We start from the raw sequence: 26672 nt of genomic DNA on the forward strand, positions 1-26672 counted from the left end.
GGCAAACGTACACATCTGCATTCATCAAGAGCGTTCTCTTTTTTAGTCCTCAGCAGAAAACAACTCCGGATATTTTCCGACCACCCCTCGCTTACGATAGTAGGCTTTCATTCGCTTCAGATCCTCTTTCGGATCATCGGTAAGTTCCAGCGTTTCAATCCAACCAATTTCCTTGCGCCCAAAATCGAAAAAGCCCAAGTAAACAGTCGCTCCGGTTTCCCGCGCAATCGTATGAAAGCCTGCTTTCCATCGCTTATTTAGCTGGCGTGTACCCTCCGGTGTAATCGCCAAGTGTACAAGCTCGCGGTTATTCATTTCATGAATAATTTGCTTAACCACCGAGGCCCCCCGCGATCGGTCAATCGGGATAGCTCCCATCTTTTTGAGGAAAAAGCCCAAAGGCCAGAAAAAGAACTCCTTCTTGATCATGACATTGGCCACACCTCCTACTGAAGTATAGTACAAATATGAAATAACAAAATCCCAGGCACTGGTGTGAGGGACTCCAATAATAATAGCCTTCTTATGGGGCATTACACCATTGACTGCTTTCCAGCCCCACAACTTCATTAAAAATCGACAAAGATGTTTCATGCTAAAAATCTATCCGACTGGTTTTAATGTTCTGAGCTTCGGCAAAGTTCGTTAACAACTCCACCGCCAAACGAGAAGCTTCATCCAGCGATTGATCTGCCTGATAAGCCACAATAACCATCAAAAAACGAACAGTCTGGTCGGTCACGCCTGTTCGAACTGAATCCGACGTTGACGTTCCGAAAGCCCCTTGCTGATCTCGAAAAACAGGCATTCCTTCAATATTCAGTTCACCACGCCCCAAGCCCTCATAAGGTTCGTTAGCCTTTCCAATTCCCATTTGAATGGGCAGGCTCAGTTGATCGGCATCGTAACCACCAATTGAAAATCCGGTTTTTATTGAAACCAAATTCAGCAGATCCACAACATTATTAATCGTGTAGAGTCCTTTGCCCGACACAACTCGACGCAAAAGTGCTTCGGCAGATAAACGATAACGTGCCGGATCTTTTCCGCAGGCCTTATAGGCCTCTCGTGCCGCAGCAATGGGTGCGATGTGACGGATCTTATCCGTTTGCAATTCGGTAGCAATCGAATCACAAGTTTGATCGATCAACTTCCACAGCAATTCATTTTTAGGCTGAATGGAAACATCAGCAAGAATACAAGCCAACTGAATATTGGGACAAGCTCTTTTCAGTTCGTCATCAATCGTTATGCTAATCATGATTATTTCTCGATTGGGTTCAAGAACTACAAAAATAACAAATCGCGGTCAGTTCGGCTCCAAATCGCCTAAAAACTATACCAATAGATTTTTGTAAAACAGTTGCTGTCGATTAAAAGAATACTTCGGTCCGAATATTCTCAGGAGCAATCCCCTGGTTTTCAAGAATCCCCGTCACCTCCTCAATCATATCCGAGTTGCCACACAAATAGCAAATCGTTTCGGTAGCAATTGTATGTTCCTTCAGGTAATAGCTAACGCGTCCAAAATAATTGCCTTCTTCTTCGCGTGAGGTGCACAAACAAAAACGACTAGCGTCAAACACTGGTTGTCCGTATGCTTCATCTGCAAAATGAACGCCATGCAAAACCTGATAGTTCAAACCGGGATGGCTAAGCACAAACGAATGGAACGGACTGATTCCGGTTCCTGTAGCCACAAACAACAAAGGTTTACCGTTCAGTGACTGTTCATCCAAAATGAAAAAGCCACGCGGGCCATCAAGCTCAATCGGACTTCCCGGCGTTAAATGCTTCAGGTATCTTGAAAACTCGCCGTCTTCAATTTCGCGAACTAGAAATGACAGACGGTCATCATTGACTGCACTATAGATTGAATACTCCCGGCCCTCCCCAGTTTCAGGGTTTCTCAAAATGGCATATTGGCCGGACTGAAAACTAAAATCCTGGCGATCCAGGTGAATCACAAAAGTTTCTGGAGTCAGTGCTTCAACTTCCAGAACTTGGTGTCGTCTTTTTTCCATAAACTTCAATTTCAGGCATTCACATGCCTCTCTGCGTGATACGAAGAACGAACCAACGGGCTGCTCTCCACATATCGAAAACCTCGTTTATAAGCTTCTTTTCTATAAATTTCAAATTGCTCGGGCGTAATGTATTCTACTACCTTCATTAGGTTGGGGGAAGGTTGCAGGTATTGTCCCAATGTAAGCACTTTACATCCTGCCTCTTTCAAATCATCCATCGCCTCCAGTACTTCCTCAGGGGTTTCTCCCAAACCAAGCATAATTCCAGATTTCGCAACCAAACCAGCTTCAGCGATATACGAAATCACTTTTAAACTCCGATCATAGCGAGCCGTGCTTCGAATCTTCGGAGTTAATCGTTTCACCGTTTCCAGGTTGTGCGAGATAACCTCTGGCTTGGCATCAATCACCTCTTGCACCAACTCCTTTTTAGCATGAAAATCGGGAATCAGCGTTTCAATGGTGGTCTCCGGGCTCATTTCTTTTATGGCCCGAATGGTTGTTGCCCAAAACTTAGCTCCGCCGTCAGGCAAATCATCGCGATCCACCGAAGTAATAACACAGTGTTTCAGCTCCAGCGTTTTAATTGTCTCAGCCAAACGTTGGGGTTCCTCCCAATCCACCGGATCCGGGATTAGATTCTTAACGTAGCAAAAACGACAATTTCGAGTACATTTATCTCCCAAAATCATAAAACTGGCCGTTCCGGCATTCCAACACTCCCCTTTATTCGGACAGTTACCGCTGGTACATATAGTGTTTAGCTTGTGTTCAGCTATTAATCGTTTCACTTTTGAGTAGTTCTCGCCACTAGGCAACGGCGATTTCATCCATCTTGGCAGCCGTTCTCTTTTCTCCTTGATATCTGTCATCTCAAACTTGTTTTGTCCTATAAACATGAAAAGCCTTGGCTTGTTCACAAAAGATTTTGCAAGCGATAAGACGGAGTTCAAGTATTATTTTTTACCAAAGGGAGAAAAGCTGTATTGAAAGCTGAATTGGATGTCGGGCGCATTATTGACCGAGAACAGATCCTCACCACAGGTAATGTTGAATTGATGGCCGTTTTTATGGAAACCCATAACAAAATAAGTCTTTACTGAAAAGTAATACACCGAAGCCGGGGTTAGTTTAGCCAAGTAAAATTCCTTCGAAATTGGTTCACCTTCCCAGTAATCACCTTCCTGCAGAAACTCAACACCAAGCTCATGGTAACCGGTTTGATCCCAGGTAAAATAATACCCATTCATCAGCGGATCCTGGTAATTTACAAGTAAGCCCAAAACAAAAACATTCTTTTTAGCCGATATCAAATTCAACGCCAAATAACTCTTTGCATGCTTTCGGTATTGCCAATCAATGGCCTTGATGCCTGTTCCCAAGCGAGCAAAAGTCTGATCGGTAATTGCGCCATCCAAAGCATAGGTCAGTGAACTTTTTGCTCCCAACCGTAAGTCTGTGCGCAGTCCCAATGAAACGCCAGGAATTAAATAAGGATGAAAGTTGTTTAATGGAATAGAAAGGTGTCCTCCCAACTGAGACTCAAAGTGCCATTTTGAATTTTTATGGTCGATCAGCTGCCGATAATAATGTGCATCAATAACACTGGTGAAAATATCTCCCTTTTCTTTTCGGAATGAATTTCCATCTTCATCATCAAATTGAATAGAGGCCTTATTAAAAGGAAACAGTCGTCTTCCAAAGTTGTCTTCAATTGCAAAATTTGAGTGGAAAGCCTCGATAAAACTGTCGCTAACTAAAAAATTGTGCAGCGATTGCCCCCCTGAAAGCTGGTGCAAATTCAAATTGATAATCAAGTTATTTTTTTCTTTCCAGCCCGTTAAGTAAGTCAATTTTAAATGCTGTAAAACGCCATCCGACTGAAATAGCTTGTCCTTGGTTGCAATATCCATCACCTCAAAATACTCCGGACGCCACGCCATGTAAATATCCTTTAACTCCATTCGCTGTTCAGCTGTTAAGTTTTGCGGATACAAAAAGCGAGCTCGCGGATGCCAGGTATTGGCCATGGTGAAAGCCGCCGAGAATCGGTGCTTAATCGAATTCTGAGCCGGAAAGAAGAAAGGCAAATCCAGCGAAAAAATCCCCACTGGGCTTTCCGGATTGACTTCAGAATAATGTAATGGGAGACTCAGAATTTCATCATAATCGGTGCTTGATTGAGCAAAAATCGGTGCTATCCAACTGTTCAAAAAAAACAACACACTAATAGTAAGCACCCGAATCATGATTATATATTAAAAATTGATCGACTAATTTAGAATTTTAGTCAGAAAGAGCCAACCAAAAACCAGCAATTCATCGTTCGTTTTTCATATACTGCCTTTTAAAAGTGAAGACAAAAAAATATAACGTTGAATTCAAACAGAATTCCTTTTTTTTCGTCAACTTTGAGAATGATGACAAGAAATGAACGCTATCAAAACGACCATATCGTACACAGTTGGGAAGAATTGTGCGAAGAAGTTTACCATGAATCGTGGAAACCCCATTTAAGTCGCTACCGATCGGACTATGCTTTCAGGGGATTGTCAGATGCCAGTTATGAACTTAAAAACAGTTTCCTGAGGAATTGCGACATGCGTCCTGAATTGGAATACCACTTGCTGCGAAACTTCCGAAAATACAGCATTTCCAAAGATGCTCAGCTCAGTGCTTCATTTTGGCGTTCGCTGGTTATGGCGCAGCACCACGGCCTCCCTACCCGACTTTTGGATTGGACCTACTCCCCGTTTATCGCTATGCATTTTGCCACGGCCAACACCGAGAAGTTTGATTTGGATGGCGTGATCTGGAAAGTGGACTTTGTGAAAGTTAACAAACTTGTTTCGGAGCCGCTTAACCACCTGCTTTGCGAAGAAAAGTGCAATGCCTTTACTGTTGAGATGCTGGAAGAAAGTATTGTGTCCTTGAATGATTTCGATAAGAAACTGGACAAAAACCAACTTATCTTTTTTGAGCCACCATCGCTCGATGAACGTATTGTCAACCAGTATGCTTTCTTTTCAGTCATGACTCAATCCACCAGCATCATGGACGACTGGTTGGTCAACCATCCGGAATTGTATCGACGAATCATCATACCGAAAGAATTGAAATGGGAAGTGCGTGATAAGCTGGATCAAGCGAATATTACCGAACGAGTGCTTTTCCCTGGACTTGATGGATTGGCTCGTTGGCTAAAAAGGCACTACAAACCTGTAAACAACGGCACCGAAGACGATCTTTAAGCAAGCTGTTACAGCACTAAAAAATAGTTAAAGAAAACATCTAAAAACAAAAAAGCTGCTCCATCAGGAACAGCTTTTTGTTTGCGGTGACGACGAGACTCGAACTCGCGACCTCCGGCGTGACAGGCCGGCATTCTAACCAACTGAACTACGCCACCAAATTTCTTTAGAACCCTTGTGAAACGCTGCTTTCAAAAGGCTCTGCAAATATATACTTTCTTTTTTTCTCTGCAATAGGAAAAGTAACGATCTCCTATTTTTTTCAATCTTTTTATGGAGTTACCTCCTCCATAAAAACAAAAAAGCCGCTCCATTAGAAACAGCTTTTTGCTTGCGGTGACGACGAGACTCGAACTCGCGACCTCCGGCGTGACAGGCCGGCATTCTAACCAACTGAACTACGCCACCTTTTTTCGATTATCAAGCATCAAGTTTCTTGATAAAAGAACAACTTTTTAATTACTTTTAGAACTTCTTCTGAGCGGTGACGACGAGACTCGAACTCGCGACCTCCGGCGTGACAGGCCGGCATTCTAACCAACTGAACTACGCCACCATTCTTCTCTAGAACCCTCGTGAAATGCTATTTTCAAAAGGCTCTGCAAATATATACTTTCTTTTTTTCTCTGCAATAGGAAACGAGAAAAAAAACGTCACTTTTTTCGCTGTAAAATCCCCTCTATTTCTTGGTTCAATTTTAGAATACTTATTTTCAAAATGATAAACAATAAAGCAAGTTTACTTGACAATATTTTCGGCAAGTAATTTTTTCTCGCCAGACCACCGATAAGCCGCTAACTTCCCATTTCGGCTGACACAGGAATCCAAACAACAAAGGTTCGGAGCCAAAATATTTGCGCCATTTCTTAAACAATAATGACCAAAAAATACAATTGGCTCATCTTCCCCATAAGGTTCCCTTGTTATATTTAGCTCATCAGGGATGGTATAATTGGGTAAGTCGAACCGACTCTCAAAAGCAAGTTCTTTAAAAGTTAGTCCCTGTGGATTGACCCACCACTTCGACCGAAAACTCCTGCGAGCTTGTCCTCTATTGTCAAAAACCAACAAATCTTTAGGTAACTGGAAGTCGATTCCCTTGCAAGTTTGCCAGAAAGCGGTTGACAACTCGGAGTTATTTTTACTCACTTTCTTTAAAAAGCTCCTTCGCAACTTACCTTCAGTCAAGCTTTCTTTTAATAAGGCGATGTTCTCATCTTTCCAACAAGCATGCACCACCCGGATGCCATCCAATTCCAGAAACATCGGTAAGGTGCGCAACCATTTAATATGACTTCGATATTCATCAGGAATGTGCAGAAACTCTTCCAAGGTTTGATTTAACGGTAAACGGTATTTTAATAAGCGCTTAGCAATTGGCTTGCCTGTTTTATCTTTTAACTCATAAATTATGGCGTTCAGTTCGTGATTTCCTAAAACGGCCAAGGCATTTCCAGCTTCCACCATTCGCCTTACCAAAATCAGGGTATCACGTATTTCCGGCCCCCGATTGATAAAGTCCCCCAGAAACACCGCTTTACGACTTTCATGCGAAAATACCCCATTTTCTTTTTTATATCCCATCGACTTGAGTAAGCTCTTTAGCATACTGGCCTGTCCGTGGATATCACCTATAATATCGTACATAGATTGCTCTTGGATTCGGGGAGCAATTTAAAACTTTTCAAAGCAAATCGAAATCATATGGAAAAAAATATGGACACTTTTTTTTACCCAAAACGATCACTGTATTATAGATATTAGATACCATATTACAGGAATACCTAACCTACTCAAAAAAAGTGCCGATCAGCAAAAGCTAACCGGCACTTTCAAATCAACTAGAAAAATAATCGCTATGTTCTTATTTTTGAACTTTTCGTTTAATACAGCTGTCGCCAGCTTCATTCGCTACCTATCGATGTTCACATCAATGCAAACCGATAGTCAATTAAAGGTCAAGCTTCGATGCTCCTTTCGAGCGAATAAATAAGGTATGGCATTTTCCTTCGCCATACACATGCTCCAGTGTCTTCACGTATTCCTCGAGTTTTTCCTGAGGAACAAACGCTTGGATGGTTCCACCGAATCCACCGCCGTGCACACGCCATGCTCCATGTCCTTTCAAAACCATTTCGCTTAAGGCCAAGCCAAGTGACACCACTTGTTCGTCTTTATGTACAATGTCGTAGATATTCTGGTTGTACATGTAGGAACTGTAGCCTGACTCAACAACCATTTTTAGGAAAGACTGGAAGTCATTGTTTTCAAGGGCTGCAACTTGCTCAACCACCCGCTGGTTATCTCCTTGGAAGTGGTACGCACGTAAAATTGCACGGTCACCTGTTTTCGTTCTGATTTCAGGAATTTTATCAACGATTTGCTCCAACGTTACTTCGCGCAGCACTTTGGCGTCTAATTCTGCAGCAACCGATTTCATTTCGGTTGGAAGTGATGCATATTCTGCCTGTGAAGCCGGATCATCATGCCCACCACCCACATCGGTAATCACCAATGAAAAACCGGTCGACACAAAGTCAAAATCAACTTCTTTAACAATTGGCTTAGCCGGATCTTCAAAATCGATGGTAATTAAACCACCAACCGAACAAGCAGTTTGATCCATCAAACCACAAGGCTTACCAAAGTAGTTGTTTTCGGCCCATTGACCAATGATCGCATTTTCAACGGCACTCATTTTCCCATCGTTGAACAGCGCATTGACAATTGCTCCAATCAATACTTCGAATGAGGCTGAAGAGCTTAAACCGGATCCTTTGGGGACACGACCTTCAATGCAGGCGTCAAAGCCGCCAATGGTGTACCCTACTTCTTTCATTCGGGCACAAATACCTTTTACCAAGGAAGAGGAAGTGAAAAACTGAGACTCATCAATTTCCAGTGAAGAAAGATCCACTTGAAACTCAGGATAGCCAACTGATTTAATTCGAATGATATTGCTATCGTTCTTAGCTGCAACAGCAATGTTATCCAGGTTCACTGCTCCAGCCAATACCCGTCCGTGGTTATGGTCGGTGTGGTTTCCACCAATCTCAGTTCGTCCTGGAGAACTAAAAAGCTGAACATCATCGCCACCGAATGTCTTTTCAAATTCGCCCATTAAATCGGCATAGCGTTCAGCCTGTGCTTTCAATGTTCCTGCTTCAGTTCCATATAGTTCATGAAAAAGAGCATTCTCTCCTCCATTAATCTTTTCCAGTAATACGTTAATTTTAGTCATAATCTTTCGTAGGCTATTAAAATATTATTGATTCGTTTTCTTATAATGAACCGGAGACAAATCGCGCAACCGTTGAGCTGCTTGTTCCGGAGTGATATCACGCTGCGGTGTGGCCAACATTTCGTATCCCACCATAAACTTTTTCACTGTTGCTGAGCGTAATAGTGGTGGATAAAAATGCATGTGCAAATGCCATTCAGGATAATCCTTTCCATCGGTTGGCGCTTGGTGCAAACCTGCCGAGTAAGCAAAAGAAGTTTCGAACAAATTATCGTAGCGAACCGTCAACTGCTTATAAATATCGGCTAAGCCATCCCGCTCTTCATCGGTCAATTCCAACAGGTTTTGAACCGGCCGGCGGCTAATAATCATGGTTTCGAAAGGCCAAACAGCCCAGTAAGGAACCAAAGCAACAAAATGCTCGTTGCTAACCACCAAACGTTCTTCCTTGTCCAATTCGGCTTTCAGGTAATCTCCCAGCAAAGTGCTTCCATTTTTTTCAAAATAAGCTTTCTGAGTAACAGTTTCACGAGCTGGCTCTACCGGTACCGATGACGAGGACCAGATTTGTCCGTGCGGATGCGGATTGGAACAACCCATAATCGCACCTTTATTCTCAAAAATCTGCACATATTCAATCTGATCGTTGCGTCCCAATTCATTGAACTGCTCGCACCACACATCTACGACATTACGGATCGCAGAAACGTCCATCTCTGGAACTGTCAGGCTGTGATCTTCGCTAAAGCAAATTACCTTACAAATTCCACTCTCGCTTTTGGCCTGAAATAAGCTTCCTTCATCGGTTCCACCATCAGGCGTGTCTGTTAGCAAAGCACTGAAATCATTGGTAAATACGTAAGTGCCTTTATAATCAGGGTTGTGCTTTCCGCCAGCCCGTTCATTTCCCGCACACAAATAACAGGATGGATCATAAGCCGGACGCTCATCAACTATTGCTTTCTCTACTTGTCCTTGCCACGGACGTTTTGCCCGGTGTGGCGATACCAAAACCCAATCGCTTGTCAAGGGATTCAGTCGTTTGTGGGGGTGATCTTTTGTATTAAAATTCGTCATTGTTTATTCTTTAACCAACTGGTAGGTACTGGTTGGCAAATCTACCCATTATTGCCAGCTTTACTCGGAATCAGTTTTATGCTATACAACATATTAGAGTGAACTTCGTCGGATTAAGCGCGATGGATTGCGCAATTGCTTTTTGCTTCGTTCTGAGACCATTTCCGCTAAGGTAGTTCCCATCAGTTCAAAGTCGGTAGAGATTGTCGTAATTCCGCCTGCAACCACTTCCTTCAACATGGTATCATTAAACGAAACAATGCCAAGATCCTCTCCTAGCTTAAGCTGATTGGCATCGGCTGTTTTCACCAGTTTCACCAAGTTGCGATCGGACGGAACAAAGTAGGCCTCCCCTTTTTGAATATTCCGATTGATCAGGCTTCGGACCACTTCATGTTCAATACCATGTTCCTCGCAAAACTTCTGAAAGCCTAACATCCGTCCTTCTGGCTCTTTTCCTCCCGGAAACACCATAATTAGCTTGTCATATTTCTCTAGCAAGTCTTTCCCTTCCTCCAAAGCAGAATACACATCAGCTTCAAAGTCCTGGTATACCACAGGGTAATCCTTCAAGTCCTCTTTCAATCGGTCCAGAATGTACACATTCTCTTTCGGTAATGCCGAAAGAATATCGGAAGTATAATCAAAAGTAGCCGGCATAATGACATACGTGGTGTAGCTTCCGGCTGCCTCAACAACAAGATCCTTAAATAACTGATAATTAAAATGATGAAAATAAATGTCGACATTCGACTTGATATCGAGGCTATTAATAAATGAAGTATAAAGATCTTCTTTAAAGGCATTTAACTCATCAAACAGCAAAAAAATACGCTGATCAACATTTACTTCTGTACTATTAATGTAATAGCCTTTCCCTGGAATTGAATTAATAATTCCCTTGGCTTTTAACTCATTAAAAGCAACCATCACCGTATCACGCGACAAATCAAACTCTGCACATATTTGGTTTAGCGAAGGTATTTTATCTCCTACTTTTAGTTTTCCATTAATAATCCCCTGATAAATCGAGTTAATAATCTGCCGGTATTTCGGAACTCCCAACGTATCGTCAATCTGAATATTTTTCACGAACTCTCTCTTTTTATTTGGTTAAGATTCTCAAAAATAGAAATTTTTATCGACCAGTACCTACCAGTACGAATCATTTAGTACATTTGTACGACAATTTCTTTATTGACGGCCGATACAAACGGACTGAACAATCCTCACCATCAGCCATCAGTAACAATCATCCGGAATTGGCACATGCCAAATTTGTCTGTATGCCAATTGGATGGAAAGTTAAGACAATAAAATAGAAAGAAAATAATCTTTTATGAAACGAGCAGGAATTTTCTTCATTCAACATTCTTCAATAAGAATAACCAAGGTTGATGAGAATTCCGGAATTGCCTAAAATAAAGAATCACAAACAGATGAAATAATAGAGATATGGAAATAACCAGTAAAACTTTTGGCACACTGCCTAACGGACAACAAGCTGATTTATTCACCTTAACCAACGATAATCAGCTTGCTGTAAAAATCACAAATTACGGAGCCATCATTACTTCGGTTGAAGCACCTGATAAAGCAGGAGAAACAGCGAATGTCGTTTGTGGCTTCGACAAATTGGAAGACTACCTGAGTAAAGAGTACTTGGACAATTATCCTTACCTGGGAGCCATCATTGGCCGCTATGGAAACCGCATTGCCAATGGCAAATATTCCATTGATGGCGTGGATTACACGGGAGCTGTAAACAATGGGCCCAACCATCTACACGGAGGCTTGGAAGGCTTTGACAAAAAATTATGGGCTGGCGAAACCTTTCAAACAGATCAAGAAGTCGGGGTTAAGCTCAGTTACACCAGCGTTGATGGTGAGGAAGGCTATCCAGGCACATTGATTGTCAGCTGTACCTACACCCTGAATAACAACAATGAGCTAAGCATTCGCTACGAAGCAGAGACCGATAAAAAGACCATTGTTAACCTGACCAATCACAGCTATTTCAACCTAACAGCTGGACAAGAAGACATCAAAGGTCATGAATTGGAATTGACCGCCACTCATTATACAGACAGCATTGAACAGATTCCAACAGGGAAAATTGTTCCGGTGGCCGATACAGTTTTTGATTTTACAACCAACAAAAAATTGGGCAAGGATATCGACAGCCTGCCCGATGGGTACGACCTCAACTTTGTGTTGAACAATGAAACCGGGGAATTGCGTTTTGCCGGCCGACTCCAGGAAGCATCAAGCGGACGCCAGATTGAAGTGTTTACCACTCAGCCCGGAATTCAGGTTTACACTGGCTTTTGGATTCCAGAATTGACCATTGACGGACAAAAACGTTTAGGCAAGTATGCCGGCGTAGCGTTGGAAACACAACACTATCCAGACTCGCCCAACCATCCGGAGTTTCCAACAACCGAATTGGCTCCCGGCGAAAAATACCAGGAACAAACCATTTACAAATTTGGCTTGACAAACTAATTCGAATCGAATTATACGATTCAAGAACGACCTGCTTAACGAATAAAGCAGGTCGTTTTTTTAGTCGCCTATCCTATCCAGATCTAGCGCCCCGACGGTATTTCAAGCCCTTTTCATCGAAATTTAAAAAAAATTGTATTTTTGGTAACTGTCAAAAACTGGACGGAAAGAGCATCAGCATGAACACACATCAACAACAAACATGTTATCCAAAAATCCGAAGGCCAGAAAATACCTTAGGAGAATTGGACTTCCGCCACACTTAATTTTAACGCTAAAAAACAAGCATGGTAAGATCATCACAAAGGGGATGACGATATTGTGCGAGTTCTCCTGATGTTTGAAAGGAGAACCACTGAAAATAAAAAAGATAAACAAATGAAAACGATCATTGAGCTCTTTGAAACGAGTGTACAAAAGTACCCCGAAAACATTTACCTGTGGGAAAAAGCCAATGGAAAATACCAAGGTACCACCTACCGTCAAACCCGGGATGAAGTCCTCCAGTTAGGAGCTGGCTTCCTGGCTTTGGGAATTGAAAAAGGCGACCGTATCGGGCTGGTTTCAGAAGGGCGCAACCGTTGGATCATTAGCGAGCTGGGCATGCTTTATGCAGGAGGTGTCAATGTTCCGCTATCCGTCAAACTGGACGAATCCAGCGAACTCAAGTTTCGTCTCTCCCACTCTGGGGCACGAATGGTGATTGTCTCCAAAGGACAAGCTGCCAAAATTGAGGCCATCCGCGACGAACTTCCGGGATTAGAAAAGGTGATTTACCTGGACCCAAAAGAAAACCCCGGTCCCGACGACCTGCTATACGATGACATTATTGCCCAAGGGAAGCAATTCATCAAAGATCATCCCGGGAAAATTGAATCCAGCTACCAAGCGATTCAGCCCAATGATTTGGCCAATATTTCCTACACCAGTGGCACAACAGCTGATCCCAAAGGAATTATGCTGACGCACTTGAATTATGCAGCCAACACCATTCAGTCAAACACCCTCATGGACATTACCTCTGAATGGAAAACGCTGGCTTTTCTTCCGTGGGACCACTCATTTGCCCACACGGCTTGTCTTTACTGCCTCATGTACAACGGAGCCAGCATTGCCTCGCTGGAAACCGGTGCCACCCCCATGGAAACCTTGAAAAACATTCCGAAGAATATTAAAGAAATTCAGCCAACCATATTAATGAGTGTGCCAGCTGTCGCTAAAAACTTCCGAAAAGGAATCGAGTCAAGCATTCGGCAGCAAGGAAAAACGGCAGAGAAACTGTTTAATCATGCACTGAAAATCGCTTACCGATACAACAGCTATGGACACGACCGTGGCAAAGGCTTACGATTTATTTACAAGCCATTACTCGCCTTCTACGATAAAATTCTGTTTTCGAAAATACGTGAAGGATTTGGAGGCAAACTTCAATTCTTTATCGGCGGTGGAGCCTTGCTCGACATTGAGTTGCAACGCTTTTTCTATGCTATAGGGATGCCCATGTGTCAAGGCTATGGCTTGTCTGAAGCCTCGCCTGTCATTTCATCCAACGCGCTGCACGCCATCAAATTTGGATCGTCGGGAAAACCCGTAAAACACATGGAGTTGAAGATTGTCGATGCAGAAGGACGTGAATTGCCAACCGGCGAAAAAGGTGAGATTATTATTAAAGGTGATAATGTGATGCTTGGCTACTGGAACAACCCAACAGCAACCGAAGAAACCATTCAGGATGGCTGGCTGCACACCGGCGACATGGGTTACGTTGATCCGGATGGATTCCTGTATGTCCTCGGACGTTTCAAAAGTTTGCTAATTGGAAATGATGGCGAGAAATTCAGTCCTGAGGGAATTGAAGAGGCCATTGTGGACCAATCGAAACTGATTGACCAATGCATGCTTTATAATAACCAGAATCCTTATACCAGCGGAATGATTGTTCCAAACATTGCAGCGATCAATCAAGAATTAAAGCTAAAAGGACTGACTCCGGGAACCGATGAAGGTAATGAAGAGAGTGTTCGCCTGTTACAAGCCGAATTGAATAAATACCGCAGCGGTGGTGAATACGAAGCCATGTTCCCGCAACGATGGCTGCCAGCAACTGTGGTTGTGCTTCCTGAAGCCTTTACGGAGAAGAATCACCTGCTGAATTCACTCATGAAAATGGTACGCGGCAAAATCAACGATTATTTTGCTGATGAGCTGAGCTTTTTATACACCCCTGAATCCAAGAACATGGTTAATCCACGTAACCTGGAGGCCATAAAAAAATGGAACAGCTAAGCCCATCCCATTAAACTGTCTGCTACTTTGCGCAAGACTTTCTGTGATAGGAAAGTCTTGCGTAAAGTTTGGCAACAGGCCCCCCTCCCCCATAACTTCAGTTTCGCCGGCACGATCGCCCGTTTCCTAGCCAATTACACCCCTTCACCAATCGCGCTAGAACATCAAAGCATCACTCAACTTATCATTTTATTTTGCTAAATTGGGCTTCCTTTTTAGAGAATAAATATTAAAAGAATGACTAAAGTTGAAAAGGTTTTAATAATACTAACAGCCATTTCTCTGATCCTAAAACTTAACTTACTACCTTATGGTGGCTTATTTTTATTCTTTACATTGGGAGGATTGGGATTCTACTATCTCCTATTTGGGAAAGCACTTTTCAATAAAATTAAACCAAAAAATTCTTTACGAGAAAGCTCATATAAAGAAATACCCAAGCCACTAATCGTACTATCTAGAGCGACCGGATTTAGTTTGTCTTTGATTTGTACGGGAACCTTGTTTAAACTTAACCACTGGACATATTCTTCTATACTAATCATTATTGGGCTAGTACTAACTTTTCTTGTTTCAGTAATTACTCTAAACAAACAAAAGACCTCCCAACTCAAAATATATAAACGAATATTGAAACGTACTACGCTGGGCATGATTGGAGCAATAGTAGTATTATCAACTAAAGTATTATTTCCTAACTCGCAAGCTCTAAATCATTCAAAAGACATAAAAGAAAGCTCATATCAAACGGACCAAATTAACCACTGGACCTTTCAATACAAATTATCTAACAGGAAGCTCGTAGATACTCTGAAAGTTATCAATCCAGATAATAACCTTGTTCTATTTCAAAATTGGGACGAAGGGAAATTAAAAAAAACTTTTAGTGTTGATCAATATGGAAAAATAAGAGAGCTCTCATTCTATTCTCTTCAAGACTCAAATTCTACAATACAATATTATTACGACATAAATGATCTCAGCTTTAGAACATTTCCCTTCAACAAAACTATTTTTGATTTTTACGAAAACCATTGTTTCCTTTCATTGGACTCCGTAAAAAATAACGCCGTTAATGAAATAAACATTTTTAATTATCCGATTAAACACGCAAGACTCGCAGTAACCAAAGGACATATTTCATTCGGAAATGATATTTTTCACATAGTTCCAAAAGCTCAAAAAGGAGATACTCTAAAAGTATTGTTAAACCATCCATTGGAAGGGAAATTTACTCCCAAATTTGACTTAATCATAAAATAACTCATAGTCATTCATACAATATTGAAAATGAATAACACCATTTTAAATCAAATTGAGGTTTCGGTTTACGAAGCCTGCAAACTACAAATTTCCAACCTAAGCCATGAACAGGAAGGCAAAGCGTATGCAGCTTGCCAATTTCGACTAAACGAATTGAAAATAATTTGCAGAACAGCTAAAATCACACCCAAAAAAACAGGTCAATTTGTGACTTGCTGGAAACGCAATGAAGCGGGAATTACCGAACCATTTTCGGAAAATGATCAATTCGATTTTCTGGTAATCAACGTGAGTAAAGAAAATAGCATCGGGCAATTTGTCTTCCCCAAATCAATACTAAAAGCTCAAGGGATTCTGAGCACAGATAAAAAGGATGGGAAAAGAGGTTTTCGTGTATATCCGGCTTGGGACAAGGCAACAAGCACGCAAGCTGGAAAGACTCAAAGTTGGCAACTTAACTATTTCTTTCTGCTGGACGAAGACACTGACTTTAACCAAGTCAAAACACTTTACCAGTTGCCCAAATAACAGCTCTAACAACAAAATATTCTGAATAGGTTGATCGTTTAATCAATGTTAATCTAGATTTTTAACGAATTATATTCAAACTTTTTCAGATAAACCTAACTCATTTCAAATGCCACCTTCCTATTTGAAATAAAAACACAGCAAACAAATGACTCCCAAAACAGTATTCTTTTCACTATTCTTTTCTTTTGCCTCTATTTTTTCACAAGCTCAAACGATTGAACCTTTACGTGACGAAATCAACCAGATCTTAAAAGATAAGTCAGCAACGGTTGCCGTTGCCATCGAAGGGACTGCAATGCATGACACACTTTCCATTAATGCCGACAGACACATGCCTATGCAAAGTGTATTCAAATTTCACTTGGCTCTGGCTGTACTCGAGCAGATTGACCAGGGGAAGTTCAGCTTGGATCATCAACTTTCCTTCGATAAAAACAAGGTGGATCGCTATCAGCATCTGTATAGCCCGCTGCGTGAAAAATATCCTCAGGGAGCGAATGTTTCTGTTGCGGAGCTCCTCAAATATACGGTCTCTCTAAGCGACAATTTGGGTTGCGACTTGCTTTTTCAGCTTGTTGGGGGCCCCGAAGTGGTCCAATCGTACCTCCACCAAATCGGAATCAAAGACATTGCCATTGTTTACAACGAGCTGCTTATGCAGTCGGATTGGAGCCACCAGTACCAGAACTGGACCACAGCACATGCGACCAATCAATTGTTACAGCTGTTTTTTGAAAACCGCTCCCAGCTTTTAAGTACGGAGAATCATCAATTTCTATTGGATATATTGAAAGGGACAACAACCGGAAAGAAAAGTATCAGAGGCCTTTTGCCTAAGGATGCGGTTGTTGCACACAAAACAGGTCATTCCGGGAAAAACGAACAAGGCTTAACTGGTGCTTTAAATGACATTGGAATTGTTTTTTTGCCCAATGGCTCCTATTTTTATCTAAGCATCCTGGTCAGCGACTCGATGGAGGATAATAAAACCAATCAACAGCTTATCGCTCAAATTTCGAAATTGGCCTGGGATTACTTCCTTAATAAAGAAGAACAATAATTGATCTTTTAAGCGAATTCAACGACGATGGCGACAATAAAAATCTTAATTGAAGGATATGCCCGGGAGCTGCCAACAGGATGGCAAGCCAGCTCTACCAGCTGCTTAATCACGACTGATAACTATAAAATCATCACCGATCCCGGTTGTAACCGACAAGCTTTGCTCGCTGCTTTAGACCGCGAAGATCTATCAACCGATGCCATTGACTACGTTTTTTTATCACACCGACATCCGGATCATACCCTGCTAGCTTGTCTTTTCGAGCGAGCAAAGTATGTCACCTTTGACGCCCACCTACTCTATGATAACGATGTTATGCTTGAGTTCGATACGCATCTGTTTGGTGAAGACATTGAAATCATCGATACGCCCGGACATGTGCAGGAACACCTTTCACTACTGGTCGATACTCAGGAAGGGAAGATAGCCATTGCTGGCGATGTATTTTGGTGGCTGGATGGTGAAGCACAGCTTCCCGACCTTAACCAGGAAGATCCCAGCCAAGCCCCAGACATGGATCATCAAGCACTGATGGCCAGCCGAAAGAAACTCTTAGCTTGGGCAGATTACATCATCCCCGGGCACGGCAAGCGTTTTAAAGTGGATCGTTAAAAGCCGAATGATGCTTTAGGACAAGACAAACAAGATGATCAAAAACAAATAACCACAACTCAACCATGCAAACAGAAACACCCAAACAACTCCTAAAAGATCCGGAACAAACACCCAGTGCTGATTTGTTCAAAGCAATCATGAGTGCCCAACTGTATCAAACGTTCGAAGAGCAACAAGCCATTCTTGCGGAACTGGGACTCGCTACGGAATGGCGATTTTACAAGGATGGCAAAGCCTGGCTCTGCAAGGTAACTCGCAAGAAAAAAACCATTGTCTGGATTTCGCTCTGGGAAGGTATCATCAAATCGGGCTTCTATTTCACAGAGAAAACCAGCCCCGGCCTCCTGGAACTAGCCATCGATGAAAATATAAAATCAACATTTCTGGCCCAAAAGCCCATTGGGAGACTACTACCTGTTATCCTGGATATTCAGGAGGCTGATCAATTGGCAGACTTCAAGAAAATCGCAGCCTATAAAAGCAGCTTAAAGTAAAAGCCCCACAGAACGGTGCGTTGAGGAATAAGCTAAAAGCGAGGAAACTCAGGGGTAAAGCTCCAGCGCAGCACGATTATTCCCTGGATCAGCAAGACAATTCCCTTTGGAATGATTGCAATTCGCTATCGAATGGGCTTACGGCGCTAAGGCATAGCAATTATTCGATGTAGCAAAAGAATCATTCCCTATCGAACCATAGATGTTCTCGATGGAATATACTTCATAACTTCGAGAATATCTATTATCCGATAACGCAGCATGCCTCAGCAATAGCGCAGCATGACCTATTCCATAGTTACCAAACATTATAAAAACCAAGATTGATCAGACCATGAATTTTAGAAAACTGATTTTATTAATTGTAATTTTTATCGGACTCTCATCATGCAAAGCACAAAAAAGTGACTATGCTAATTCAGTGCTCTGGGAAATCAAAAAACCAGGAGATGCTAATGTAGCATATATTCTCGGGACGATTCACGTTTTAGATACAACACAGTTAAATTTCCCTATTGAAACAATAAAAACTCTTATTGACAAATGTAAAAATCTATGTTTAGAAATAATTCCCGGACAAGTAAATCAATTGAAGAAAATCAATAAATACTTGTATTTAAAGGATGAAGATTTGAAAATTTCAACCCGGCTTGAAAAGAAATATTATGAAAATTTGATGCAAATTGCAGATTCCTCGGACTATTTCTTAAAAAGATTTAAACCCTACCTTAACTCTATGAGACCAACAATTTTAAGCACTTATATTGAAGCAGAAAGGGAATTAATAAAAACTCAGAATTTTGTTTCTGTTAATTATAGACCTGAATCTGACTTATTTAATTATGCCAACAAAAAAGGATATAAAACAATTCCTTTAGAAACAGGACAACAACAAATTGATTGGCTTATTAGACTTGACCTTTCATATGAAAAATCTTTAGAGCTACTAAAAAAATCAATTGACAAGTATAATGACAATGATTCGGGTATTGATATTTTCCAAAAATATTCAGAACAAGATTTGGCTTTATATCCACCGGATGTATTTTCCGACTCAATTATGATTTTAAGAAATACTGGAATGGCAGAAAAAATAGACAGCTTGATAAATATTAAAAGTTTATTTGTTGCCATTGGAGCAGCACATTTACCATATGAAAACGGAGTCTTAAATCTTTTAGAGCAAAAGGGATGTATAATAAGACCGTATAAAATTGACTTAAAAAACAAATAACGTTTGGTAGCAAAGTACATATTGTAGGTCCGGCGTCGAAATCCGCCCCAGCAACATCTATCAACCGAACAGAATCCCTGTTCCTCCTAGCTTAATCATGATGAAAAGCTCCTGAGTGATCACAAGCAAAGTCATCTCTCTAAAGCATAAAAACCAGGTTCACATGCTGGTTTTGTTTTTGTAAATTGCTCCAACTAGTTAACCGCTTATGAAAATTTTGAATCTCATCCTTCTGTTTGGCTGTTTCACTCTACTTTATGCTTCCTGCCAAACTCCGAAAACATCGGATAAACCAATCGTACAGGTATTATGGAGCCAAGCCGACAGCAGCCACAACAACTATCGTATTCCTTCGCTTTTAGTGACTCCCCAACACACCCTTTTGGCTTTTGCCGAAGGACGTGAAGGCGGAGATTCCGGCGATATCGACATCTTGCTGCGTCGCTCAACCGACCAGGGACGTAGCTGGGAAGAGCAGATTGTAGTCTGGGACGACGGCCCCAATACCTGTGGAAATCCGTGTCCGGTTGTTGACCAAACCAGCGGACGTATTTACCTGTTCATGACATGGAATTTAGGAAGTGATTCGGAAGATGCCATCATTCGCAAGCAAAGCCAGCAGACACGTATTCCTTACCTGTGCTATTCGGATGACGACGGGCAAACTTGGTCCGAACCGATTTCCCTGAAAACCACTTGCAAAGATCCAGATTGGGGATGGTATGCCACCGGCCCCGGAGTTGGGATCCAGCTACAAGCAGCAGCTTACAAAAATCGCTTGGTTATTCCGTGCAATAACAGCTACACCGTTGAGCAGGACGCTGAAGCCGTCAAGGGAACTTTCGGCTATGGTGCGCACGTCCTGTTGAGTGATGATGGCGGAGCCAGCTGGCGAATGAGCGAATTAATCCATCCCAAGGTCAACGAAAGCCAGGTCGTTGAACTGATCGATGGTACTTTGATGATGAATATGCGATCCTATCATGGTAAATCCTGTCGTGCCGTATCCTACAGCCACGATGGTGGCGAGAGCTGGTCAGCGCCGGAGCTTGCTCCTCACTTGGTTGAATCTGTTTGCCAAGCCAGCACCATTCGCTTAAGCAATCACGCCGGACGCCCTTTGCTCTTTGCCAATCCCGCGGTTCCCCAAGGACGCACTCACATGAGCATTCAATGTAGTTTTGATGAGGCCAAGAGTTGGTCCAATTCAAAATTGATTTATGCAGGCCCTTCGGCTTATTCATCCCTGGCCGAACTGCCCAACGGTCAAATTGGCCTGTTCTTCGAAGCTGGCCAAGATCATCCTTATGAAAAGATGGTCTTTGTTTCGTTCAATCCCAATGAGTTGATCCAGCCCGGAACTTTGCTTAGCAAGCAACTCCCCTAACTTGGGACTCGTTCAAAAAGCAGGTAAAACATTTCAAAACATAAAAAACGTCAGTCAATTGATCCTTTTCTTTTCGTAAATTGCTCAACTGAAAAAAGGATGAGTCGTTGCAAAAACACATAAGTAGACCACAAAAATCGTTTTTGTAATAAACAGATTTAAGGGCACCCGTTAACCAACGACCAAAGCTATTCAACATACTATCAACGAGAATTCCCTGATAGCCAACAAACAGCAGGTACCTCATCCAAAATGACAGTTCTATGAACGAAAAGAAAACAGACCAACTCCTACAAACACTTTTAGCCGGATCGGCCCTGATCGTCCTGGCCGGCGCAATTATGCAGCTTCAACATTACCCGTATGGAGAGCTTATTTTTGTACTTGGCGTAGCCGCCTGGTTTATTCTCACAGCCATTAAAGTACACATCCGCCGCCGCCGAAAAAGAACGAACAACCAACAAGTAGAAAACACCAATGAACGTAATTAGTGTACGCGAACAGCCAGCCTACAAAGACATGGCAATTGCCTATTTCCAGAAGAATTGGAAAGGGGTATTACCAGTCATTTACGAAGATTGCATCAATCATAGCATCGAAGCATCGGCGCCTTTGCCCCAATGGTATCTGCTCATGAATGAAGACAAAATCATCGGCTGCGCCGGACTAATTACCAACGATTTCATCAGTCGGATGGATCTGTATCCGTGGGTGTGTGCCTTATTTATCGAAGAGCAGCACCGCGGAAATAGCTATGGATCTATTCTGTTGGAACAGGTAAAAAAAGACTCGGCAAAAGCCGGATTTCAATCCCTCTACCTGTGTACCGACCACATTGGTTATTACGAAAAATACGGGTTTAACTACCTCGCACAAGGCTACCATCCCTGGGGCGAAAAATCCCGAATTTATCAAGCCCAATTATAACCAGCGCCAATCATTGAATCAATTGAAGTCAGCAAGCATGGAAATCAAATCGCTCCGTCACGTCCCATTCGACCAAATCTATGAAGCGTTCAGCCAAGCGTTCGTCGATTACGAAATGCAATTGAGCAAGCAGCAATTACAAAGCATGCTGAACCGGCGTGGTTTTGTTCCTGAATTATCGGTTGCTGCTTTCGAAAAGGGCTCCATCGTTGCGTTTACTTTCAATGGCATTGGGAATTTCAAGGAACGGTCAACTGCGTACGACACCGGAACCGGCACCATCAAGGCTTTCCGTGGACAAGGATTGGCCACCAAACTGTTCAAACACGCCATTCCAATCCTTAAAGCAGCCGGAATTGAGCAATACCTGCTCGAAGTGTTGCAACACAACAGCCCGGCAGTATCCGTCTATCAGAAGTTAGGCTTCGAAATTAGCCGGGAGTTTAATTACTTCATTCAAGAGAACGAACAGCTCAATCTTAAGCGATCAACATCCGACGCTTCTTATCGCATTCAGCCCATTAGTTTAGCGACTTGCAGACAGCTGAGCAAGTTTGGAGACTTCTCCCCCTCCTGGCAAAACACATTCGATGCGATTGAGCGAAAGCCAGACGCTTTTAAAATCTTTGCGGCCCAGCTTAACCAGGAAATTGTTGGCTATGTCATCCTCGAAGTAAGCTCGGGCGACCTTCCTCAATTGGCCGTTGCCAAAAATCACCGTAGAAAAGGAGTTGGCAGCTTGCTTCTTCAGGAAGCACTAAACTGGAATCAAAACGATTCAATTAAAATCATCAATGCTGAAGTATCTTGCGATTCACTTAATCGTTTTTTAGAGTCGAAAAACATTCTTGTTACAGGCAAACAATTTGAAATGACCAGGCAACTCTGAACCTCATTTCATAATCACCAATCACGGACAACCTCTTCTTATTTGCCCAAAAACACACAAAACTTGCTTACTTCTTGAACCGACTGTCTTATTCTTCAAAAAAACCCTGACAATCAGCGACTTTTTAACGTTTTTTATGATTTTCGACAAGTATCCACACTGTAAAGTGCTAATTCAATGACATACTAGCCATCAATACATTAAGCCTATCTCTGTTTTAAGTATATCAATCAATGAACAATAAAAGGTTCGGAAATCACGTATTGATTTCCCCTATTCAACTATCGTTTATTTGCCCCGTTGCTGGCAACAATAAAAGATCTGCAGGTCTTAAAAGCAATCGACCCTTTGAGTAAAACAAGAATAAAACCTCTTGCCTTGCTCATCCAATACTCTTCCTGTATACTTTCTTATCAATTTTAGCACAATAGCCCGTCATCAACACACACAAGCATTATGAAAACGAGAATAACACTTTTCTTAATCAGCATCCTCTTTGCAGGCCTAGCTGAAGCTCAAAACAAGCAGATTCCTCTTATTGGCTCCAAAGCTCCTTCATTTACTGCCCAATCAACTGTCGGCGAATTTACATTTCCAGATGACTTCGGCTCCAGCTGGAAAATCCTCTTTAGCCATCCCAAAGACTTCACGCCTGTTTGCTCTTCGGAACTACTTGAACTTGCTTACCTTTATGAGAAACTTGCCAAAATGAATGTCAAGTTTGCCGTTATCTCTACCGATGAGGTTAATCAACACCGCATGTGGAAAGCCCACTTGGAGGAACTCGACTATAAAAACCGAGGAAAACAACAGATTCATTTTCCATTAATCGAAGACCCAAACATGCAATCGTCCATAAAATACGGAATGTTGCATTCTCCGGCCAGTACCAGCCGCGATATTCGAGGGGTTTATATTCTGGATCCCAACAACATGGTACGTTCGATCAACTTCTATCCCATCGAGGTGGGACGAAACATGTTGGAGATTGAGCGAACCATTGCCGCCTTGCAAACAGCCGATGCCACTCAATTGCTAACACCTGCCAATTGGGAGCTGGGAGATGATATGCTTGTTCCCTACTATCCATACACTTCAAAAGACTTGGCCGAAAATCCAAGCCTGCAAAACGACTATTATAATGTAGGAGATCGGATGTGGTTTAAGAAATCAACAGCAAGTTTAACTTCAAGATAATAACATTGCGATTCATCTATAATAATGCAATGAATTAAACAGCAGGAAAAAGGGAGGAAGCTCCCTTTTTCTATTTCAGATTCGGCAACAACATCCGATCAAATCCACTATCTTTATTTTGAGAATCAAAAAAAACTCAATCATCGAATCTGATCTGCTATTTCAATGACCAAACACATCCAGCACATGCAAATCATCCTGTACGTCGACAAGCAGGAAACAAGTACTCATTTTTATCAAAAGCTTTTCAGGTGTGAGCCGGGCTTGAATGTGCAGGGCATGACTGAATTTTCGCTAAGCGATAACTGTAAACTTGGACTGATGCCCAATAAAGGGATTGCCAAAATACTAGCTAAGCAGACTCCTCACCCCAACTTAGGAAATGGGATTCCACGCTGTGAACTCTACTTGTATGTTGACGACCTTCAATTCGAATTTGAGCATGCCAGCAGACTTGGAGTAAAACAAATTAGTCCCATAGCAAACCGAGATTGGGGAGATCGGGCATGCTACTTTGCCGATCCCGATGGACACATCATTGCCTTTGCCGAAAAAATTATCGAATAAGCAACTCAGCTCCACCCCAAAAAGTAATTACCTATTCTCTACTAATCAAGCTTTAAAAGAGCAGGCCCTCTTCATCCAAAAAAAATTGCAAAAAAACATAACAAATTGCAACCTCCAATGAAAAAGCTTGTCTCTATCTTTGAAGCTGCTCTGCTAAGCCTGCAGGGCTGCGCCTTTTTTGGACTAGAACACGTACAATGATCAGAAAAAATTACTTAACCAAATGAAGACATTTTTAGTTACCACCCTTGTTTGGCTTTTAGCCATCAATCAACTTAGTGCCCAAAGCTATGGCAACTACGACAAAGTTCCTTTTGCTTTTGGCATTTTTCCACCTCTCAGCACCAACGGTACCAATGCAGGGAATTGCATCAATCAAGTATCACTAAACCTCATCTCCGGCTATTCGGCAGGGCTCTCAGGAATTGAGTTTGCCGGCTTTAGCAATACCGAGCGTGACTTTGTTCGAGGAGCCCAGTTCGCTGGTTTTGGAAACTTTGTAAATGGCGATTTTACCGGATTTCAGTTTGCCGGCTTTAGCAACTTTAACCGTGCTGTTTCCCGGGGTTTCCAGTTTGCTGGTTTTGCCAACTTCAACTACAGCGAAGCACACGGCGTTTTGGCATCGGGATTTGCCAATTTCACCAATGGAAAATCAATGGCTATTCAGCTTGCAGGCTTTGCCAACTTTTGTGAAGATGTGGATGGCATGCAAGCATCAGGATTTGCCAATGTCGTCAAAGGAAATGGCCGAGCAGTGCAGCTTGCTGGTTTTGCCAACATCACCATGGGAGAAGTCCACGGTGTTCAGGCAGCAGGTTTCTTAAATATTAGCAAGAACAAAATGGAAAAGGTTCAAGCTGCTGGCTTTATGAATGCGGCTGCCGGTGACGTGGAAGGACTTCAGTTAGCCGGTTTTGGTAACTTTTCTCGAGGCCATGTTGACGGAGCCCAGATCTCAGGTTTTATCAACGTCGCCAAACAGCTGGACGGGTTCCAGCTTGGATTTATCAATATCACAGATTCATTGGAGAATGGCGTTCCTGTGGGCTTTCTCAGCTTTGTCCGGAAAAACGGATTCCGCGAATTCGAATTCTCAGCCAGCGAAGCCTTTAATGCACAACTAGCCTTCAAGACAGGAGTTAAACAGTTCTACAATATTTTTGCCATTGGCAGTCAGTTTGTTGGAAATGATTTTGCCTGGGGCCTTGGGTATGGATTAGGAACCCACCTGATTGCAACCGATAAGTTCCGCACCCAACTGGAATTGATGTCTTTCCATGTCAACGAAAATGATAACTGGACAAGCACTTACAATAGCCTTCAGCAGATAAAACTGAATTTCTCAAAAGCAATAAATGAAAACCTTTCGCTTTTTGCCGGACCAACAGTGAACCTGATGCTTTCGGATAACACCCGCAAAGATGGGCAAGCTTTTGAGAGTCATTTTGCTCCTTACCATTTATTTAGCCACAAAGGTGATAAACATAGCCTAAAAGGCTGGATTGGATTAAATATTGGCCTTCGCATCAGCTAAGAACCAATCTAGATAAAGACATAAATTAGCTCATATTGAAAAAATAATCCAAAGAATAGCTTTTTAACGCAACCTTCAAGACTTATTTTCATCATAGAAGAAACAATTATTATGAAAATATATTCTTACCTAGTTTTAGCTCTTTTACTTTTTGCAAGTTGTGAAAAAGAGGAGCTACGAGAACCATCATCACTGCAAGGAAGCTATATCGGAACTTTTCAGCGTGAGGTTGTATGGAGCGAAAGTGACACCGCAAATATCACATTGACGTTTGAGGAAAATCGTTGGACTGGCTCTAGCGATAAAAACAAGTATCCGGCACTTTGTAATGGAACCTTTTCAATAGACGGAGACACCATCATCTTTGAAAACGATTGTGCATGGACCGCAGAATTTGACGGGACATTAATTCTTGACGGCAAATACCTTTTAACTGAGACAGCCAAAACAATTGAATTTTCGAGAGACTATCGATCTGAAACAAAAGATACCTACGTAGATAAATACACGCTGCTGAAGCATGATATAACGATTAATCAATAAGCTGCTTCAGCAAAGAGTTAGCCAAAACAACAAATACA

The 26672-nt window shown here is 42.1% G+C and carries 26 protein-coding genes and 3 tRNA genes; 17 read left to right on the top strand and 12 right to left on the bottom strand.

The genetic code is table 11. The features are described 5' to 3' along the window. Positions 1-42: 42 nt before the first annotated feature. From BM156_RS14650 to BM156_RS14670, 5 genes are all read right to left on the bottom strand, one after another. Positions 43-594 carry a 1-acyl-sn-glycerol-3-phosphate acyltransferase gene (locus BM156_RS14650; RefSeq protein ID WP_093920643.1) on the bottom strand — a complete coding sequence of 184 codons (552 nt, stop codon included), beginning with the start codon at positions 592-594 and terminating at the stop codon, positions 43-45. 1 nt (position 595) lies between these two features. Then, positions 596-1261 (bottom strand): B3/B4 domain-containing protein, encoded by a 666-nt coding sequence (locus tag BM156_RS14655; protein WP_093920644.1) that lies wholly within the window; start codon positions 1259-1261, stop codon positions 596-598. Between the two features lie 112 nt (positions 1262-1373). Further along, the gene (locus tag BM156_RS14660) at positions 1374-2024 is read right to left on the bottom strand and encodes a ferredoxin--NADP reductase (RefSeq protein WP_093920645.1); all 651 of its coding nucleotides are present in this window, start codon (positions 2022-2024) and stop codon (positions 1374-1376) included. An 11-nt stretch (positions 2025-2035) separates the two neighbouring features. Beyond that, a complete protein-coding gene (gene lipA / locus BM156_RS14665) occupies positions 2036-2899 on the bottom strand; it encodes a lipoyl synthase (protein WP_093920646.1) in 864 nt (287 codons plus the stop codon). A gap of 84 nt (positions 2900-2983) precedes the next feature. Next, positions 2984-4240, bottom strand: coding sequence for a hypothetical protein (locus BM156_RS14670; RefSeq protein ID WP_139218296.1), 1257 nt, complete (start codon positions 4238-4240; stop codon positions 2984-2986). Positions 4241-4444: 204 nt separating this feature from the next. Between BM156_RS14670 and BM156_RS14675 the strand changes: the two genes are divergently transcribed. Beyond that, entirely contained in the window at positions 4445-5278 is an 834-nt protein-coding gene (locus tag BM156_RS14675) for an FRG domain-containing protein (protein WP_212733522.1), read from the top strand. A gap of 84 nt (positions 5279-5362) precedes the next feature. On the opposite strand, the gene BM156_RS14680 is transcribed toward BM156_RS14675, so the two are convergent. The 7 genes from BM156_RS14680 to BM156_RS14710 form a co-directional block, all read right to left on the bottom strand. Continuing rightward, positions 5363-5436 (bottom strand) — tRNA-Asp (locus BM156_RS14680). Between the two features lie 176 nt (positions 5437-5612). After that, a tRNA-Asp gene (locus BM156_RS14685) sits at positions 5613-5686 on the bottom strand. A gap of 74 nt (positions 5687-5760) precedes the next feature. Next, a tRNA-Asp gene (locus BM156_RS14690) sits at positions 5761-5834 on the bottom strand. A 182-nt stretch (positions 5835-6016) separates the two neighbouring features. Next, positions 6017-6925 (bottom strand): metallophosphoesterase, encoded by a 909-nt coding sequence (locus tag BM156_RS14695; RefSeq protein ID WP_093920649.1) that lies wholly within the window; start codon positions 6923-6925, stop codon positions 6017-6019. Between the two features lie 304 nt (positions 6926-7229). Then, positions 7230-8519 carry a galactokinase gene (locus BM156_RS14700; protein WP_093920650.1) on the bottom strand — a complete coding sequence of 430 codons (1290 nt, stop codon included), beginning with the start codon at positions 8517-8519 and terminating at the stop codon, positions 7230-7232. A 24-nt stretch (positions 8520-8543) separates the two neighbouring features. After that, positions 8544-9596, bottom strand: coding sequence for a UDP-glucose--hexose-1-phosphate uridylyltransferase (locus BM156_RS14705; protein ID WP_093920651.1), 1053 nt, complete (start codon positions 9594-9596; stop codon positions 8544-8546). Between the two features lie 93 nt (positions 9597-9689). Continuing rightward, on the bottom strand, positions 9690-10688 hold the full coding sequence (locus BM156_RS14710; RefSeq protein ID WP_093920652.1) for a GntR family transcriptional regulator: 999 nt from the start codon (positions 10686-10688) through the stop codon (positions 9690-9692). A gap of 363 nt (positions 10689-11051) precedes the next feature. On the opposite strand from BM156_RS14710, the gene BM156_RS14715 reads away from it, so the two are divergent. The 16 genes from BM156_RS14715 (at position 11052) to BM156_RS14790 (ending at position 26634) form a co-directional block, all read left to right on the top strand. Then, positions 11052-12101 (top strand): aldose epimerase family protein, encoded by a 1050-nt coding sequence (locus tag BM156_RS14715; protein WP_093920653.1) that lies wholly within the window; start codon positions 11052-11054, stop codon positions 12099-12101. A gap of 378 nt (positions 12102-12479) precedes the next feature. After that, positions 12480-14387 carry an AMP-dependent synthetase/ligase gene (locus BM156_RS14720; protein WP_093920654.1) on the top strand — a complete coding sequence of 636 codons (1908 nt, stop codon included), beginning with the start codon at positions 12480-12482 and terminating at the stop codon, positions 14385-14387. 237 nt (positions 14388-14624) lie between these two features. Continuing rightward, entirely contained in the window at positions 14625-15650 is a 1026-nt protein-coding gene (locus tag BM156_RS14725) for a GldL-related protein (RefSeq protein WP_093920655.1), read from the top strand. Positions 15651-15677: 27 nt separating this feature from the next. Then, positions 15678-16178 (top strand): MepB family protein, encoded by a 501-nt coding sequence (locus BM156_RS14730; RefSeq protein ID WP_093920656.1) that lies wholly within the window; start codon positions 15678-15680, stop codon positions 16176-16178. A gap of 148 nt (positions 16179-16326) precedes the next feature. After that, entirely contained in the window at positions 16327-17241 is a 915-nt protein-coding gene (bla, locus tag BM156_RS14735) for a class A beta-lactamase, subclass A2 (protein WP_093920657.1), read from the top strand. A 27-nt stretch (positions 17242-17268) separates the two neighbouring features. Then, a complete protein-coding gene (locus BM156_RS14740) occupies positions 17269-17856 on the top strand; it encodes an MBL fold metallo-hydrolase (protein ID WP_093920658.1) in 588 nt (195 codons plus the stop codon). A gap of 65 nt (positions 17857-17921) precedes the next feature. Then, positions 17922-18353, top strand: coding sequence for a DUF3788 family protein (locus tag BM156_RS14745; RefSeq protein WP_093920659.1), 432 nt, complete (start codon positions 17922-17924; stop codon positions 18351-18353). A gap of 334 nt (positions 18354-18687) precedes the next feature. Beyond that, positions 18688-19587, top strand: coding sequence for a TraB/GumN family protein (locus BM156_RS14750; RefSeq protein ID WP_093920660.1), 900 nt, complete (start codon positions 18688-18690; stop codon positions 19585-19587). Between the two features lie 208 nt (positions 19588-19795). Further along, a complete protein-coding gene (locus BM156_RS14755; protein WP_093920661.1) occupies positions 19796-20974 on the top strand; it encodes a sialidase family protein in 1179 nt (392 codons plus the stop codon). A 263-nt stretch (positions 20975-21237) separates the two neighbouring features. Beyond that, positions 21238-21465, top strand: a complete 228-nt coding sequence (locus tag BM156_RS14760; protein ID WP_093920662.1) for a hypothetical protein — start codon at positions 21238-21240, stop codon at positions 21463-21465. Further along, positions 21452-21901: a GNAT family N-acetyltransferase gene (locus BM156_RS14765; protein WP_093920663.1), complete on the top strand. Its 450-nt coding sequence runs from the start codon at positions 21452-21454 to the stop codon at positions 21899-21901. Before BM156_RS14760 ends, BM156_RS14765 begins: the two co-directional genes overlap by 14 nt. A gap of 37 nt (positions 21902-21938) precedes the next feature. Beyond that, positions 21939-22790, top strand: a complete 852-nt coding sequence (locus BM156_RS14770) for a GNAT family N-acetyltransferase (RefSeq protein ID WP_093920664.1) — start codon at positions 21939-21941, stop codon at positions 22788-22790. 456 nt (positions 22791-23246) lie between these two features. Continuing rightward, the gene (locus tag BM156_RS14775; protein WP_093920665.1) at positions 23247-23987 is read left to right on the top strand and encodes a redoxin domain-containing protein; all 741 of its coding nucleotides are present in this window, start codon (positions 23247-23249) and stop codon (positions 23985-23987) included. Positions 23988-24152: 165 nt separating this feature from the next. Continuing rightward, positions 24153-24554 (top strand): VOC family protein, encoded by a 402-nt coding sequence (locus BM156_RS14780; protein WP_093920666.1) that lies wholly within the window; start codon positions 24153-24155, stop codon positions 24552-24554. Positions 24555-24777: 223 nt separating this feature from the next. Beyond that, positions 24778-26091, top strand: a complete 1314-nt coding sequence (locus BM156_RS14785) for a hypothetical protein (protein ID WP_093920667.1) — start codon at positions 24778-24780, stop codon at positions 26089-26091. Positions 26092-26202: 111 nt separating this feature from the next. Beyond that, complete coding sequence (locus BM156_RS14790; RefSeq protein ID WP_093920668.1) at positions 26203-26634, top strand: hypothetical protein; 432 nt, start codon at positions 26203-26205, stop codon at positions 26632-26634. The last annotated feature ends 38 nt before the right edge of the window (positions 26635-26672 follow it).

It is taken from the genome of Sunxiuqinia elliptica (assembly GCF_900113005.1).
Classification (GTDB): Bacteria; Bacteroidota; Bacteroidia; order Bacteroidales; family Prolixibacteraceae; genus Sunxiuqinia; species Sunxiuqinia elliptica.

Excerpts from the sequence above, each read along its gene's own strand:
- BM156_RS14745 (WP_093920659.1), top strand. The coding sequence starts at position 17,922 with ATGCAAACAGAAACACCCAAACAACTCCTAAAAGATCCGGAACAAACA.
- BM156_RS14655 (WP_093920644.1), bottom strand. The coding sequence starts at position 1,261 with ATGATTAGCATAACGATTGATGACGAACTGAAAAGAGCTTGTCCCAAT.
- BM156_RS14705 (WP_093920651.1), bottom strand. The coding sequence starts at position 9,596 with ATGACGAATTTTAATACAAAAGATCACCCCCACAAACGACTGAATCCC.
- BM156_RS14650 (WP_093920643.1), bottom strand. The coding sequence starts at position 594 with ATGAAACATCTTTGTCGATTTTTAATGAAGTTGTGGGGCTGGAAAGCA.
- BM156_RS14755 (WP_093920661.1), top strand. The coding sequence starts at position 19,796 with ATGAAAATTTTGAATCTCATCCTTCTGTTTGGCTGTTTCACTCTACTT.
- BM156_RS14700 (WP_093920650.1), bottom strand. The coding sequence starts at position 8,519 with ATGACTAAAATTAACGTATTACTGGAAAAGATTAATGGAGGAGAGAAT.
- BM156_RS14740 (WP_093920658.1), top strand. The coding sequence starts at position 17,269 with ATGGCGACAATAAAAATCTTAATTGAAGGATATGCCCGGGAGCTGCCA.
- BM156_RS14675 (WP_212733522.1), top strand. The coding sequence starts at position 4,445 with ATGATGACAAGAAATGAACGCTATCAAAACGACCATATCGTACACAGT.
- BM156_RS14730 (WP_093920656.1), top strand. The coding sequence starts at position 15,678 with ATGAATAACACCATTTTAAATCAAATTGAGGTTTCGGTTTACGAAGCC.
- BM156_RS14760 (WP_093920662.1), top strand. The coding sequence starts at position 21,238 with ATGAACGAAAAGAAAACAGACCAACTCCTACAAACACTTTTAGCCGGA.
- BM156_RS14715 (WP_093920653.1), top strand. The coding sequence starts at position 11,052 with ATGGAAATAACCAGTAAAACTTTTGGCACACTGCCTAACGGACAACAA.
- BM156_RS14790 (WP_093920668.1), top strand. The coding sequence starts at position 26,203 with ATGAAAATATATTCTTACCTAGTTTTAGCTCTTTTACTTTTTGCAAGT.
- BM156_RS14750 (WP_093920660.1), top strand. The coding sequence starts at position 18,688 with ATGAATTTTAGAAAACTGATTTTATTAATTGTAATTTTTATCGGACTC.
- BM156_RS14725 (WP_093920655.1), top strand. The coding sequence starts at position 14,625 with ATGACTAAAGTTGAAAAGGTTTTAATAATACTAACAGCCATTTCTCTG.
- BM156_RS14780 (WP_093920666.1), top strand. The coding sequence starts at position 24,153 with ATGACCAAACACATCCAGCACATGCAAATCATCCTGTACGTCGACAAG.
- bla (WP_093920657.1), top strand. The coding sequence starts at position 16,327 with ATGACTCCCAAAACAGTATTCTTTTCACTATTCTTTTCTTTTGCCTCT.
- BM156_RS14660 (WP_093920645.1), bottom strand. The coding sequence starts at position 2,024 with ATGGAAAAAAGACGACACCAAGTTCTGGAAGTTGAAGCACTGACTCCA.
- BM156_RS14775 (WP_093920665.1), top strand. The coding sequence starts at position 23,247 with ATGAAAACGAGAATAACACTTTTCTTAATCAGCATCCTCTTTGCAGGC.
- lipA (WP_093920646.1), bottom strand. The coding sequence starts at position 2,899 with ATGACAGATATCAAGGAGAAAAGAGAACGGCTGCCAAGATGGATGAAA.
- BM156_RS14720 (WP_093920654.1), top strand. The coding sequence starts at position 12,480 with ATGAAAACGATCATTGAGCTCTTTGAAACGAGTGTACAAAAGTACCCC.
- BM156_RS14695 (WP_093920649.1), bottom strand. The coding sequence starts at position 6,925 with ATGTACGATATTATAGGTGATATCCACGGACAGGCCAGTATGCTAAAG.
- BM156_RS14770 (WP_093920664.1), top strand. The coding sequence starts at position 21,939 with ATGGAAATCAAATCGCTCCGTCACGTCCCATTCGACCAAATCTATGAA.
- BM156_RS14785 (WP_093920667.1), top strand. The coding sequence starts at position 24,778 with ATGAAGACATTTTTAGTTACCACCCTTGTTTGGCTTTTAGCCATCAAT.
- BM156_RS14765 (WP_093920663.1), top strand. The coding sequence starts at position 21,452 with ATGAACGTAATTAGTGTACGCGAACAGCCAGCCTACAAAGACATGGCA.